The sequence below is a fragment of the Pseudomonas sp. 3B-A001-10F genome (assembly GCF_056313565.1).
This window is the reverse complement of sequence record NZ_JBQYFW010000014.1, coordinates 52,538-65,866: the sequence shown is the minus strand read 5'-3', so window position 1 is coordinate 65,866 and position 13,329 is coordinate 52,538. Positions and strand designations below refer to the sequence as shown.

The window sequence follows — 13,329 nt, the reverse complement described above, 5'->3', positions numbered from 1 at the left end:
CAGACAAAACAAAGCCGCTATCATAGCCGATGCTGTCAAGGGGCTGACAGAGCACGGCCTATAAAGGAGCGCATTTAATCGCCGGGAATTGAAAAACAGCCTCGAAATTCGCGCCTGTCACGCTAAACTGCGCACCTTGGCCCACGGGCTGAACCGGTAACGGGCGCAAATGTCCCATTGCCCACGAATTCCTTATAAAACGCTTCATTGAAAAAGAGCACCGATCATGACTCAAGTTAAATTGACCACCAATCATGGCGACATCGTCATCGAACTGGACGCGGAAAAAGCGCCAATCACCGTTGCCAACTTTCTCGAATATGTTAAAGCCGGTCACTACGAGAACGTGGTTTTCCACCGTGTGATCAAGGGTTTCATGATCCAGGGCGGCGGTTTCCAGCCTGGCATGCAGGAAAAGAAAGACAAGCGTCCAAGCATCCAGAACGAAGCCGACAACGGCCTGAAGAACGAGAAGTACACCCTGGCCATGGCTCGCACCATGGAACCGCATTCGGCATCGGCGCAATTCTTCATCAACGCCACCAACAACAGCTTCCTCAACCACACCGCCAAAACCGCTCAGGGCTGGGGTTATGCAGTGTTCGGTAAAGTCGTTGCAGGCACTGACGTTGTCGACAAGATCGAAGGCGTGGCGACCACCTCCAAGGCCGGCCATCAGGACGTACCAGCAGACGACGTGATCATCGAGAAAGCCGAGATCATCGAAGCGTGATATTGCTGATTTCAGACTTGCATCTGGAAGAGGAGCGCCCGGACATTACCCGGGCGTTTCTGGATTTGCTCGCCGGACGCGCCCGCTCGGCGAGTGCGTTGTACATTCTTGGCGACTTCTTCGAAGCGTGGATTGGCGACGACGCCATGACGCCCTTCCAGCGTTCCATCTGCCAGGCCCTGCGCGAATTGAGCGACAGTGGCACGGCGATTTTTCTGATGCACGGCAATCGCGACTTCATGCTCGGCAAGGCCTTTTGCAAGCAGGCCGGCTGTACGTTGTTGAAGGACCCGAGTGTCGTGCAGTTCTACGGCGAGCCGGTGCTGTTGATGCACGGCGACAGCCTCTGCACCCGCGACGTCGGCTATATGAAGCTGCGGCGTTATCTGCGTAATCCGATCACGCTGTTTATCCTGCGCAATCTGCCCTTGAGCAGCCGCCACAAACTGGCGCGCAAACTGCGCAGTGAAAGCAAGGCACAGACGCGGATGAAGGCCAATGACATTGTCGATGTCACGCCTGAAGAGATTCCGCGGATCATGCAGGCGTTTGGCGTGAAGACCTTGATTCATGGCCACACCCACCGCCCGGCGATTCACAAGTTGCAGCTTGGTGAACAAGCGGCGAAGCGGATTGTGTTGGGGGATTGGGATCGTCAGGGGTGGGCGTTGCAGGTGGATGAGAGCGGGTACGCCTTGGCGCCGTTCGACTTCGCCCCGCCGCTGGCTTTGCCGCACGGCTAAAAGCTTTACCCCCTCACCCCAGCCCTCTCCCCCAGGGGGGCGAGGGGGAAAGGGAGCCGATCTCTATGCTCTTCAAAACCTGAGTTCGACTCGGTATTGCAAGTCGGCGTACCTCAAACAATCAACTCGGTCAGTCCCCTCTCCCCTAGTGAGCGAGGGGGAAAGGGAGCCGATCTCTGTGCTTTTCAAAACCTGAGTTCGGCTCGGTATTGCAAGTCGGCGCACCTCGAACATGCACCACGGTCAGTCCCCTCTCCCTCTGGGAGAGGGTTAGGGTGAGGGGTTCTTGACCTTAGTGCCCTGAAGCCGCTGGCCCTGCCTTGGCAGCAAACGGCGGCTTCGCCAGCCACACAATCAGAATCAACCCCATAAACCCCCAGCCCAGCAGCGTGAAGTAATCCACGGTGGAGAGCATGTACGCCTGACTGGTGAGGATCTGATCCATCTGCGCATAAGCCGACTGACTCGCCCCGCCCAAATGATTCAAGGTCTCGCGAGTCGCCGGCTCGAAGGTGCTGATGCTCTCACTCATATACGCATGATGCTGATCGGCCCGACGAATCCAGATCCACGTGGTCAGCGACGCCGCAAAGCTACCGCCCAACGTCCGCAGGAAAGTCGCCAGACCCGCGCCATCGGCAATCTGGCTCGGCGGCAAGTCCGACATGAGGATGCTCAACGTCGGCATGAAGAACAGCGCCACGCCAATACCCATGAACAACTGCACCAAAGCAATGTGCTGGAAGTCCACCTCATTGGTGAATCCGGCCCGCATAAAGCAGCTCAAGCCAATCGCCAGAAACGCCAGCCCGGCCAGTAAACGCAGGTCGAACTTGTTCGCGTACTTGCCGACAAATGGCGACAGCAGCACCGGCAGAATGCCGATCGGCGCCACGGCCAGACCGGCCCAGGTCGCGGTGTAGCCCATTTGCGTTTGCAACCACTGCGGCAGGATCAGGTTGATGCCGAAGAAGCCGGCGTAACCCAGCACCAACACCAGCGTGCCGATGCGGAAGTTGCGATACGCGAACAGCCGCAGATTCACCACCGGATGCTGGTCGGTCATTTCCCAGATAACGAACACCGCCAGCGCGATCACCGAAATCGCCGCGCCGATGATGATGAAGTTCGACTCGAACCAATCCAGGTCATTGCCCTTATCGAGGATCACCTGCAACGCACCGACGCCGATGATCAGCGTGATCAGTCCGACGTAATCCATCGGCTGACGGCTGGTTTCCACCGGACGTTTGGCCAGTTGCGAACGCACCACCATCACCGCAAAGATGCCGATCGGTACGTTGATAAAGAAGATCCACGGCCAGCTATAGCTGTCAGTAATCCAGCCGCCGAGAATCGGCCCGGCAATTGGCGCAACCACCGTGACCATCGCCAGTAACGCCAGGGCCATGCCTCGCCTCGCGGGCGGATAGACCGCGATCAACAGGGTTTGCGTCATCGGATACAGCGGCCCGGCGACCAGACCTTGCAGCACGCGGAAGCCGATCAGTTCCGGCATCGACGTTGAGATACCGCAGAGAAACGAGGCCAGCACGAACAGAATAGTGGCCCACAAAAACAGCTTCACCTCACCGAAACGGCGGCTGAGCCAACCGGTCAGCGGCAGCGCAATCGCGTTGCTCACGGCGAACGAGGTGATCACCCAGGTGCCCTGCTCCGAACTCACCCCGAGGTTGCCGGAAATCGTCGGCAGCGCCACGTTGGCAATGGTGGTGTCGAGCACTTGCATGAACGTCGCCAGCGACAGGCCGATGGTGCTGAGCAACAGGCTGGGCGGCGTGAAAGAGGCGTTATTGCTCATTGTGAATCCTATGAAACCTGATGGTCGCCGCAGCCCTGTAGGAGTGAGGCTGACTGATACACCGTTATCGCGAGCAGGCTCACTCCTACAAGGTCAGTGCAGGTCAGCGTTGTGCGGTTTTGCTGACCGCGGCGCTGTTGTCGTGGATCAGCTGCGCAATCATCGCGTCGGCTTCGGCCAGTTGGCGGTCGTAGACGTTGGTGCTGAACGAGGCTTTTTGTGGCGGCTGCTGCGCCAGCACCGGGCCGCTCTGGTCGTGCAGGTTCACTTCAACGTTGGTCGACAGACCGACACGCAGCGGATGCTTGGCCAGTTCTTCGGCGTTGATGTGAATGCGCACCGGCACACGCTGCACGATCTTGATCCAGTTACCGGTGGCGTTCTGCGCTGGCAGCAGAGCAAACGCGCTACCCGTACCGGCGCCGAGGCTGTCGACGGTGCCGCTGTACTTCACGTCGCTGCCGTAGATGTCGGACTCGATATCGACCGGCTGACCGATGCGCATGTCACGCAGTTGGGTTTCCTTGAAGTTGGCGTCGATCCACAGCTGATCCAGCGGAATCACCGCCATCAACGCCGTGCCCGGCTGCACACGCTGACCGAGTTGCACGGTGCGCTTGGCGACATAACCGGTGACCGGCGCGATCAAAGTGCTGCGGGCATTGGTCAGGTAAGCCTGACGCAGATCGGCGGCGGCGGACATCACGTCCGGGTGCGACGACACCACGGTGTCATCGACCAGCGCGCTGGTGGTTTTCAATTGCTGTTTGGCGTTGGCCAGGGCGTTTTGCGCCGAGGTCAGGTCGTCGCGAGCGTGGGACAGTTCTTCCTGGGAAATCGCCCCGCCCTGCGCCAGGTTCTTCCGGCGGTTGTAGTTGTCCTGGGCTTTCTGCACTTCGGCCTGTTGCGCGTTGACCTGGGCTTTCATGCCGTCAACGTTGCTGTACAGACCACGCACCTGACGCACGGTGCGCGCCAGTTTCGCCTGGGCACTTTGCAGGCCGACTTCGGCATCGTTCGGGTCGAAGTTGATCAGCACCTGACCTTCGTGAACCAGATCACCATCGTCAGCACCAATGCTGACCACGGTGCCGGTCACCAGCGGGGTGATTTCAACGACGTTGCCGTTGACGTAGGCATCGTCGGTGCTTTCGTTAAAGCGCCCGATGAATTCGTGATACGCCCAGACGCCGGCGCAGGCGAGTGCAACCACAACGGCGAGCACCAGCAGCATGACTTTGCGTTTGCGCGGGTTGCCGGTGTCCGGGGTGTTGCCTTGAGCTTGGGTATTTTCGGCAGTGGCCATGACAAGTACCTTGAATTAGTTGTGCGGCGTGGCTGGGGTGGCGTTGGCTGCGGTCAGGGTGTCACCCTGGAAGCCGCCGCCCAGCGCTTGCATCAGTTGAATCGACAGGTCGATCTGCTCGGCATTGAGGTTGGCCAACTGACGCTGGGCCTGCAGCAATTGCTGCTCGATGCTGAGCACGTCCAGGTAGTTGCCGATGCCGGAACCGTAACGCTGGACGACGGTGTTGTAAGAATCCTGAGCAATGTCGGTGGCGTGCTGCTGCGCACCGATCTGCCGGCCGATGTCACGCAACTGGTTGATCGTGTCGCTGACATCGCCCAGTGCTTTCACCAGACTTTTGTTGTACTGCGCCACCGCCAGATCGTAATCGGCGTCGCGCGCATCGAGGTTGGCGCGCAGGCGTCCGCCGTCGAAGATCGGCACCGAGATGGTCGGGGCAATGTTGAAGAAGCGACTGGCCGAACCGAACATCGCGTCACCCAACAAAGATTCGGCACCGGCCGAGGCCGTGAGGTTCAAGTTGGGATAGAAGCGGGTTTTCGCCGAGTCGATGTCCTTGCTCGCGACTTCTACCCGCCAGCGTGCAGCAACCAGATCCGGGCGACGACCGAGCAGTTCCGCCGGCAGCACCGACGGCACGGCGACAGCGCTGGCTTGCAGGACTTTCGGTCGGGCGATTTCGTTGCCGCGATCCGGGCCTTTGCCGAGCAGCACGGCCAAGGCGATTTTGGCGCTGTTCAAGCGCTTTTCTGCGTCGATCAGGCTGGCTTCGGAACTGGCTTCCAGACTTTGTGTTTGCTGGAACTGGTACTGACTGTCGATCCCGGAACTCAGGCGACGCTGGCTCAGGTCGAGCATCTGCTTGGTGCGCTTGAGGTCTTCGTTCGCCAGGTCATAAACGATGTGCGCCTGACCGAGATCGCTGTAGGCACGGGCGACGTCGGCGGCGAGGGTCAGTTGTGCAGCCTGACGATCGACTTCAGCCGCGCGGGCCTGACCGAGTGCAGCTTCCCAGGCGTCACGCTGACCGCCCCAGAGGTCGAAGTTGTAATTGAAACCGGCGCTGACGTTACGCACGGTGGCGTAGGCATCGCCCTGCCCTCGCGGGTCCTGATCCTTGGCCAGACGCGAACGGCTGATGCCGGCGCTGGCGTCGAGGGTCGGATAGCGTTCGGCGTCGGCGGCATACGCGGCGGCACTGGCCTGATGGGCGCGGGCTTCAGCGATCTGTATGTCCGGGCTGTCGTGCAGCGCTTCGCGGATCAAGCCGTCGAGTTGCGGATCGCCGAGGCTGGTCCACCAGTCGTTTTTCGGCCACGCGGCTGGCGACAGGGTCACGCCGTTGAGGGATTGGCTGGCGTTGAGGCTTTTCGCATCAAGGCTTTTGCCTTGAGTGTCGAGGCCGCTGTAGTTGGCGCAGCCGGCGAGGATCATCGCCGACAGCACCAGCGTCAGGCTGCTGCGCAAGGTTTTACCGCTCATTGTGTTCACCTAACCGCTGGATGGTGATCGGGTCACCGGCTGCCAGCAGAATTTTCTTGAGGATGTATTCCAGGGTCTTCAACTCGTCCGGAGTGACGGCGCCCGCCAGTTCATTCATCGCATCGGCGCCGATGTGCGGCAGGCGATCGGCCAGTTGCTGGCCTTGTTCGGTCAGCTTGAGCTGAACCTGACGGCGATCGCCTTCGCTGCGCTGGCGAGCGAGAAAGCCTTTCTGCTCCAGACGATCGAGCATGCGTGTCATCGAACCGCTGTCGAGCGACAGATGCCGGCACAGCTCGGCCGGGGTATCGACGCCGAACTGGGCCATGATGATCAACACCTTGAACTGCGCGGCGGTGATGCCGTGGGGTTCCATGTGGGTGTCGATGATCCGGTCCTTGAGCAGCGCAGCACGGCCAAGCAACAGGCCGAGATGGCAATGTTTGAATTCGTCCGGGGTGAAATGCTTCATTTGCTCACCTAATAACTGCCTAGGCAGTGAATGTATGTCGAGATGTTACTGCCTAGGCAGCGAATGTCAACGTAATAGTTAGGAGGCTTGGTAATTAGTTGACCAGTGGAGTTGGTTTTTGTGTTGCACAGGCGGACGCCTTCGCGAGCAGGCTCGCTCCCACAGGGTTTTGCGTCAGCCAGAAAATATTGGCAACGACACAAAACCTGTGGGAGCGAGCTTGCTCGCGAAGGGCGCGACTCGGTGTAAGTTCGGTCAGGATTCGTCAGATGGATGCACAGGCGGCTGCACAGGATGCACCTCGCGCCCGCGCAAGGCAGTCGCCGCATAGCCACAGGCCCGTTTGACCACCGCATAAATGCTGTGCCAGCCCGGCGGTGCCGGTTCGATTGCAGCATGCAACGCTCGCGCATAGTCGAGCACCAGTCCGGGCGTCCACGCCATCGCCTCTGCCCGTTTGCGCACTTGCGCGGCAACCCAGAACTCGGGGCTGAAAATGATCCGGGTGAAATCCAGCATGCTCGAATGCCCCCGGTTCATCGCCCCTTCCAAGGCCGCTTCGAGGCTATGGGCGACGGCGCTGGAACAATTGCGACTGGTCAGGTTGTACGTGCTGTTCTGCCGATACTCCGTCCAGAACGCATGCAGGCGCCGGGCGTCATAGTGGGCAAAACTGACCTGCGCCGAAGACGGGCACCAGTCCGCCACCTCCCCCGCATAGTCCGGCAGAAACCGGCCGGCAACATCGTTGTTAGGCGTCGCCCGCAGCAAGCGCACGAAATCCCCCGCCGAGCGATCGATGTCGTCCTGCGGGTAATGGCTGATGTAAATGTCCGGACCACATTCCAGTGCCGCGTGACCGGCGGAGATAACGCCATTGATGTCGACCGCCGCGATGTAGCGGTTGAGCAGGCGATTGCGCACCAGGGTGTCGTCGACGGTGCCGCTGGGGGTCCAGACATGAATGACCAACGCGTCGCTGCTGGCCGGCGCACTGACCGACAAAGGGCTTGTCAGCGGCGGCTGGTGCTTGAAGCGCACCGCTTGGCGCAACAAGGCGCAGCCCGAGAGAAACAGGCTCATGCCGATACAAAACGGCACCGTGCCCTTGTACAGCGTCGGATACGGCTCAAGGATAAAAACGCCAAAGCCGATTTCGAACAACCCCGCCAGCAGCGACACTTGCCAGCCGACAAAGCGCACCACCACCGCCGCCGCCAGCCTGAAGACCCCATCAATGATGAAAGCCCCGCCAAACAGCACCGCCAGAATCAGCCCGGCGGCGTGTTGCCGGTCGACGATCAGCAGTCCCAGCAAGAGAAACGCCAGACCGCGCGCTTTGCGCAGGGCCGCAGCGGTCCCGGTTTTCGGTGCCGGCACCAGCAGCAGGATCAGCGCTTCGAGCAACAACAGATAACCGAAAAGATGCAGCGGGAAATACAGCACACCGTCCAGCGCATCAATGAAGATGCCCACACCGGCCGCGCCCCAGACAATGCCCGTCAACGCCAGCGCGGACCAACGCTTGCGGACAAAGTCGTGACCGAGCAAGACCATACTCAAGCGGACCATATGACCTCTCTGGTAAACCGGGGGACGCACAATCTGCACGGTTTTCAGGCTCAGGTGAGTCTAATACATCGTTGCGTTTGCAGATTCGCGCGAGGGTGTTCTAAGAATCGCCTGATGTCCATCGGTATACACCGCGTTTAACGTACGCCGCTCTTTGGCCAATTACGTAAACCCTCTTCATGAAGCGTTTCAAAGTCCAGCGCCCGCTCCTGTTCTGTATCGCAGCCACCTTGTTTGCCTGCGCCTCGAACGTGATGGCCGGCAGCTGTGTTGCAGTCGACTCAAAGACTGAAACCCTCAATTTTGGCGCCAGTCTCGCCAGTTCCAGTCTGACCATTCCTGCCGACACACCCAATGGCACCGTGGTCTATCAGGACACCGTGCAGTCAACCGCCCACGTCTGGAGTTGCTCGAAGATTTCCCTGTTTGGCATTCAGATGAATCCGAAACTGGGCACTGCCACCGGTACGGACAGTATTTTTCCGCTGGGCAAGAGCGGACTGTCCTACCGCGTCTGGTTCCAAGCCCTGAGCCGTTACGAAACAGCTTTGCAAGCCATCGCCGCCAACTCCGCCTATGGCTTCGGCGCGAACTCTGTGCGTCTGGAAATCATCAAGACCGGCGAGCTGACGTCAAAAGTCAACATCGACGCGGGGTATCTGGGCAGCCTGCAGGACGATGATCTGATCCTGAAGAAACTTAACCTGATGAACCCTATCGTGCTGAACGCTGCCTCCTGCCAGACCCCCTCGGTACCGGTGGCGATGGGCGACGATTATCAACTACACGAATTCCGCGAAGCCGGCGCCACGCCACGCAAAGTGCGCTTCGACATTGCCTTGAACCAATGTCAGACCGGGATCAAGAAAGTCACTTATTCACTCAAGGCCAACACCCCGGTCCTTGATGCAACCAAAGGTGTCGTTGCGCTCAATTCCAGTTCCACCGCCAAAGGCATCGGCTTGCAAGTGATGAATGAACTCGGCCAGCCCATCGCTTTCGACACCACCTACCCGTTCAACGGCTTCACCACCACCGGGCTCAATTTCAAAATCCCCTTTTCGGCCGCGTATTACCGTCTGGGCACTGAGAGTATCGAGGCCGGCAGTGCCAATACCGAAGTGACCTTCATCGTCAATTACCTGTGACGCTATTAAGGATCGTCTGATTCTCCCGGCGCCCGCTCGCCCCTACAGTGCCGGGATGAGATTGAAGAACTACCTCCATCAGATCAGCCCGCTCCTGTCCTCGCCCGATGCGGCGCGGCGTCTGCTGCGCATTTTTGCCCTGGTCCTGCTGGTAGGCATTCTCGGCGGCGTCTACAGCTTCCTGCTGTTTACCTTCAACAATGAGATTTCTCAGCGGCGCAGCTACATGAGCAGCGCCATCGCTGAGGCGCATACGTTTTTCACCACCCGCGAAGCGCTGCTGGAAAGCCTGAGCCTGTCGGCCACACGCAAGGCGAAAATAAACGTGCCGGTGTCCGAGGAAGAAATCCGTCTGCTGCTGGGGCAAACGCCGGGCAAGCAATGGAGCATCTGGCTGACCCAGCGCATGCGCGATTACCTGAAAGCCAAGCAGCTCAATCTGCTGTATGTCAGCAACGGCGGTCATGTATTGCGGCTATACAACGCGACGCCGCTGGTCGTCGGATTGCCACAGGCCACGCTGGATCAACTGGAGTCGCTCAAGCTCACGGCGACACTGTCGGAACTGTGGCTGACCCATGCCGCAGACGGCCACTCGCGGCTGTACATTTTCATCCGCCTGGATGAGCGCGACGTCCACTCCGGCTGGCTTGGTCTGGAAATGGACGACCGTGAAGTCTCCAGAGCCTTGAACGACCACAGTGCCGGCGAGTTCACCATGTTCAACTCACAAGGCAAACCGCTGTTCAGCAACAGCCACAAACCACCGCCAGAACAGCACTTGCCGTTGCTGCGACAACAGGATTTCTTCGGCTTCGTTGGCGATGGCTGGCTGCCCGAGCAATTGGTGTTGCGCAAGCAGCTGAAATCCTCGGACTGGCAGCTGACTTACTCCATCGACTTGCTGGCGGTGCTGCGCGCCCTGTGGCCACAAATGCTCGGCGCGCTGCTGTTCTGCGTGTTGAGTATCAGCCTGGTGTGCCTATTGGTCCGTCGTCTGGAGCATCGTTTCATCACCCCGGCGATCCAGCGCATTCAGGCGCTGGTGGAAAGCGAACTGTTCAGCCGCGACGTGATTCAGACTGCGCCTGTGGCGCTGTGCGTGTTGCGCCGCAGTGACGGTCAAGTGGTGCTGGATAACACCCTCGCGCGGCAATGGTTGGGCCAGTGCAGCGAACAACTGGGCGCCGGCTGGATCCGCGATGCGTTCGACCAACACTCGCCGTGCCTGACCGATTACTTCGAGACTGCCGACGGTCGTCACCTGTACCTGAGCTGTGCGCCGACCCGCTACAAAGGTGAAGACGTCTTGCTCTGTGCCTTCAGTGACATCAGCGCTCGGCGACAAATCGAAGCAGCACTGGAACAGGCACGCCAATCGGCCGATGCCGCCAACGAAGCCAAGACTTTGTTTCTGGCGACCATGAGCCACGAAATCCGCACCCCGCTCTACGGTGTATTGGGCACCCTGGAATTGCTGGCGCGCACGCAACTGGACACTCAGCAAAAAAGTTACCTGCGGGCGATCGAGGGTTCGTCGGCCACCTTGCTGCAGTTGATTTGCGACGTACTCGATGTGTCGAAGATCGAAGCCGGGCAACTGGCGCTGGAGCTGAGCGAGTTTTCCGTCCTCGATCTGGTGCACGAGGTGGTGCAGGGTTACGCCGCTGCCGCGCAAAGCAAAGGCCTGCAACTCTATGCCTGCCTGGACCCGCAACTGCCTGAGCGCTTGATCGGCGATGTCAGCCGGGTGCGACAAATCCTCAACAACCTGCTCAGCAACGCGGTCAAGTTCACCGATTCCGGGCGCGTGGTGTTGCGGGTCAGACTGCTCGCGCGCGAAGGTGAACGCGTGTGCCTGCAATGGCAGGTTTCCGACACCGGCAAAGGCATTGCCCATGACGATCAGGCGTTCATTTTCGAGCCGTTCTACCAGACCGCCGGCAACACCAATGTGGTCGCCGGCACGGGCCTCGGTCTGCCCATTTGCCAACGTCTGACGCACTTGATGAACGGCACTCTGCGCATGGTCAGCGAGCCGGGCCTGGGCAGCAGTTTTTCCCTGAGCGTGCCGCTGGAGCAACGCTGCGGCAACGCACCCTCTACTGCTTTGCCGCCCTTGGCCGCGGACCTCGTCTATGTCGTTTCGCCTGTGCGCGAGCTGGCCGACAGCATCAGTGGCTGGTTGCGTCGTTGGGGCGCCCGCTCGCATATCGGCGCACCGGACGACATCGAGCCTGATACAACGGCAGTGTTGCTGGAACTGTATCCCGCGGCCTTCGGACAGCGCCCGAACCTGGCATGGCGTGGGCCGCGCGTACTGGCCAGCGGTGACGGCGCCCATGAGCCGCAGTTCAGCGGCGACGGCTGGCAGGTCAATCTGAATGATCTGCTGGCGATTCAACGGGCCGTGCGCCAGGCCCAGAGCGGCCAGATCGTTCACCGCCCGCAAGACAGTGAAACCCACGCGATGCGTCCGTTGCGCCTACACATTCTGGTGGCCGAAGACAACGTCATCAATCAGTTGATCCTGCGCGATCAGCTCGAAGAACTGGGCTGCACCGTAGCGCTGGCCAGCGATGGCGAAGAGGCCTTGTCGCTGTGGCCCGACGCTGCGTTCGACATCGTCCTGACTGACGTCAACATGCCCCGACTCAACGGCTACGAACTGGCCAAAGCCCTGCGGCGCCTCGGTTGCAGCATCCCGATCATCGGCGCGACCGCCAACGCCCTGCGCGGTGAGGACGCGCTGTGCCTGGCTGCGGGCATGAATCACTGCCTGGTCAAACCTTTTACGCTACGAGCCTTGTTCGCTGTCCTGGCTCCCTACGAACGAGTCGCCCATGAAGCCCTGTAGCATTCTGATTGTCGAAGACCACCCCTTCCAGCACCTGTATTTGCAGAACCTGTTCAGCGAGTTGGGCGACTTCGATCTGGCGTGCGCCAAGGACGGCGAAGAAGCACTGGATTGCCTGAAACAACGCGACTTCGATCTGGTGCTCACCGACCTGCTGATGCCGGGCATGGACGGTGTGCAGTTTATTCAGGGCCTCGCCGCGCAACGTTCGCGCCCGGCACTGGCGATCATGAGCGCCGCCTCACGACGGATGCTGATGGGCGCGAGCCTGGTGGCGAGCAACCTGCAAGTGAAAGTCATCGGGCTGATTTCGAAACCGGTGAATGCCGCCGCCCTGCGCTGCCTGATCGATCAATTGCAGGCGCTGCGCCAGAGCGTCCCGGCGGCGATCCATCCCGGCATCGATCGCCAGAGTATTTGCAACGCCCTCGACAACGGTGAACTGCAAGCCTGGTTTCAACCGAAGAAGGCTTTGAACAATGGCCGGATCGTCGCCGCCGAAGCGCTGGTACGCTGGAATCATCCTGAACATGGCACGCTGCTGCCCGGGGTATTTTTGCCGGCGTTGATTGCGTTCGGTCTCGAAGAGCCGTTGCTCTGGTGCGTGCTGAAACAAGCGATTGCCGCCCAAGCCATCTGGCGCGAACAGGGCTATGACATTCCGGTTTCGATCAACCTGCCGACGCACCTGCTCAACAGCCACGACCTGCCCGACCGCATTCTCGCCTTCGTGCTTGCCCATCAAGGCTTGCCCGCGCGGATCTGTTTCGAGTTGATGGAGTGCTCGGTGCCCGACGACATCAGCAACTTCTACGCCGGCGCGTGCCGCTTGCGGATCAAGGGTTTCGGTCTGTCGCAGGATGATTTCGGCAAGGGCTACAGCTCGTACATGAACCTGGTGTCGGCGCCGTTCACCGAACTGAAAATCGACCGCGCGCTGGTGCAAGGCTGCAACGCCAACGCCGAACTCGCGCAGGCGCTGACCAGCATTGTCAGCCTCGGTCGCCAATTGGGTCTGACCGTGGTGGCCGAAGGCGTAGAAACCGCACAAGAACTTGCTCTGTTGCGTAAAATCGACTGCACTCAGGTTCAGGGTTTCCTGATCTCCCACGCCGTTTCAGCCGATCAGTTCCAGCACTTGCTGACCCACGACGGGCCGGCGACTGCTTATTAAGCGGCACGTGGCTGTTA

At 60.0% G+C, this 13,329-nt stretch carries 10 protein-coding genes; 5 read left to right on the top strand and 5 right to left on the bottom strand.

The genetic code is table 11. The annotated features are described in order from the left end of the window. Positions 1-226 precede the first annotated feature (226 nt). On the top strand, positions 227-733 hold the full coding sequence (locus AC0ZWN_RS15020) for a peptidylprolyl isomerase (protein ID WP_476335582.1): 507 nt from the start codon (positions 227-229) through the stop codon (positions 731-733). Next, positions 730-1,476 carry a UDP-2,3-diacylglucosamine diphosphatase gene (gene lpxH, locus AC0ZWN_RS15015; protein ID WP_038362679.1) on the top strand — a complete coding sequence of 249 codons (747 nt, stop codon included), beginning with the start codon at positions 730-732 and terminating at the stop codon, positions 1,474-1,476. The genes AC0ZWN_RS15020 and lpxH overlap by 4 nt, the downstream gene beginning before the upstream one ends. 292 nt (positions 1,477-1,768) lie before the next feature. Here the strand turns inward: lpxH and AC0ZWN_RS15010 are convergent, their stop codons facing one another. The 5 genes from AC0ZWN_RS15010 to AC0ZWN_RS14990 form a co-directional block, all read right to left on the bottom strand. After that, entirely contained in the window at positions 1,769-3,298 is a 1,530-nt protein-coding gene (locus tag AC0ZWN_RS15010; protein ID WP_016986555.1) for a DHA2 family efflux MFS transporter permease subunit, read from the bottom strand. 103 nt (positions 3,299-3,401) lie between these two features. After that, positions 3,402-4,604: an HlyD/EmrA/EmrK family protein gene (locus AC0ZWN_RS15005; protein ID WP_008082123.1), complete on the bottom strand. Its 1,203-nt coding sequence runs from the start codon at positions 4,602-4,604 to the stop codon at positions 3,402-3,404. Positions 4,605-4,619: 15 nt separating this feature from the next. Continuing rightward, positions 4,620-6,089 (bottom strand): efflux transporter outer membrane subunit, encoded by a 1,470-nt coding sequence (locus AC0ZWN_RS15000; RefSeq protein WP_476335579.1) that lies wholly within the window; start codon positions 6,087-6,089, stop codon positions 4,620-4,622. Then, complete coding sequence (locus AC0ZWN_RS14995) at positions 6,079-6,561, bottom strand: MarR family winged helix-turn-helix transcriptional regulator (protein WP_077573642.1); 483 nt, start codon at positions 6,559-6,561, stop codon at positions 6,079-6,081. The genes AC0ZWN_RS15000 and AC0ZWN_RS14995 overlap by 11 nt, the downstream gene beginning before the upstream one ends. A 255-nt stretch (positions 6,562-6,816) precedes the next feature. Beyond that, a complete protein-coding gene (locus AC0ZWN_RS14990; protein WP_476335578.1) occupies positions 6,817-8,133 on the bottom strand; it encodes an HdeD family acid-resistance protein in 1,317 nt (438 codons plus the stop codon). Between the two features lie 179 nt (positions 8,134-8,312). On the opposite strand from AC0ZWN_RS14990, the gene AC0ZWN_RS14985 reads away from it, so the two are divergent. From AC0ZWN_RS14985 to pvrR, 3 genes are read left to right on the top strand one after another with little or no spacing between them, the layout of a single operon-like run. After that, positions 8,313-9,281 (top strand): fimbrial protein, encoded by a 969-nt coding sequence (locus AC0ZWN_RS14985; protein ID WP_476335576.1) that lies wholly within the window; start codon positions 8,313-8,315, stop codon positions 9,279-9,281. Between the two features lie 55 nt (positions 9,282-9,336). Continuing rightward, positions 9,337-12,138 (top strand): ATP-binding protein, encoded by a 2,802-nt coding sequence (locus AC0ZWN_RS14980; RefSeq protein ID WP_476335575.1) that lies wholly within the window; start codon positions 9,337-9,339, stop codon positions 12,136-12,138. Continuing rightward, positions 12,125-13,312, top strand: coding sequence for a response regulator cyclic di-GMP phosphodiesterase PvrR (gene pvrR, locus AC0ZWN_RS14975; RefSeq protein ID WP_476335574.1), 1,188 nt, complete (start codon positions 12,125-12,127; stop codon positions 13,310-13,312). Before AC0ZWN_RS14980 ends, pvrR begins: the two co-directional genes overlap by 14 nt. Positions 13,313-13,329: the final 17 nt, after the last annotated feature.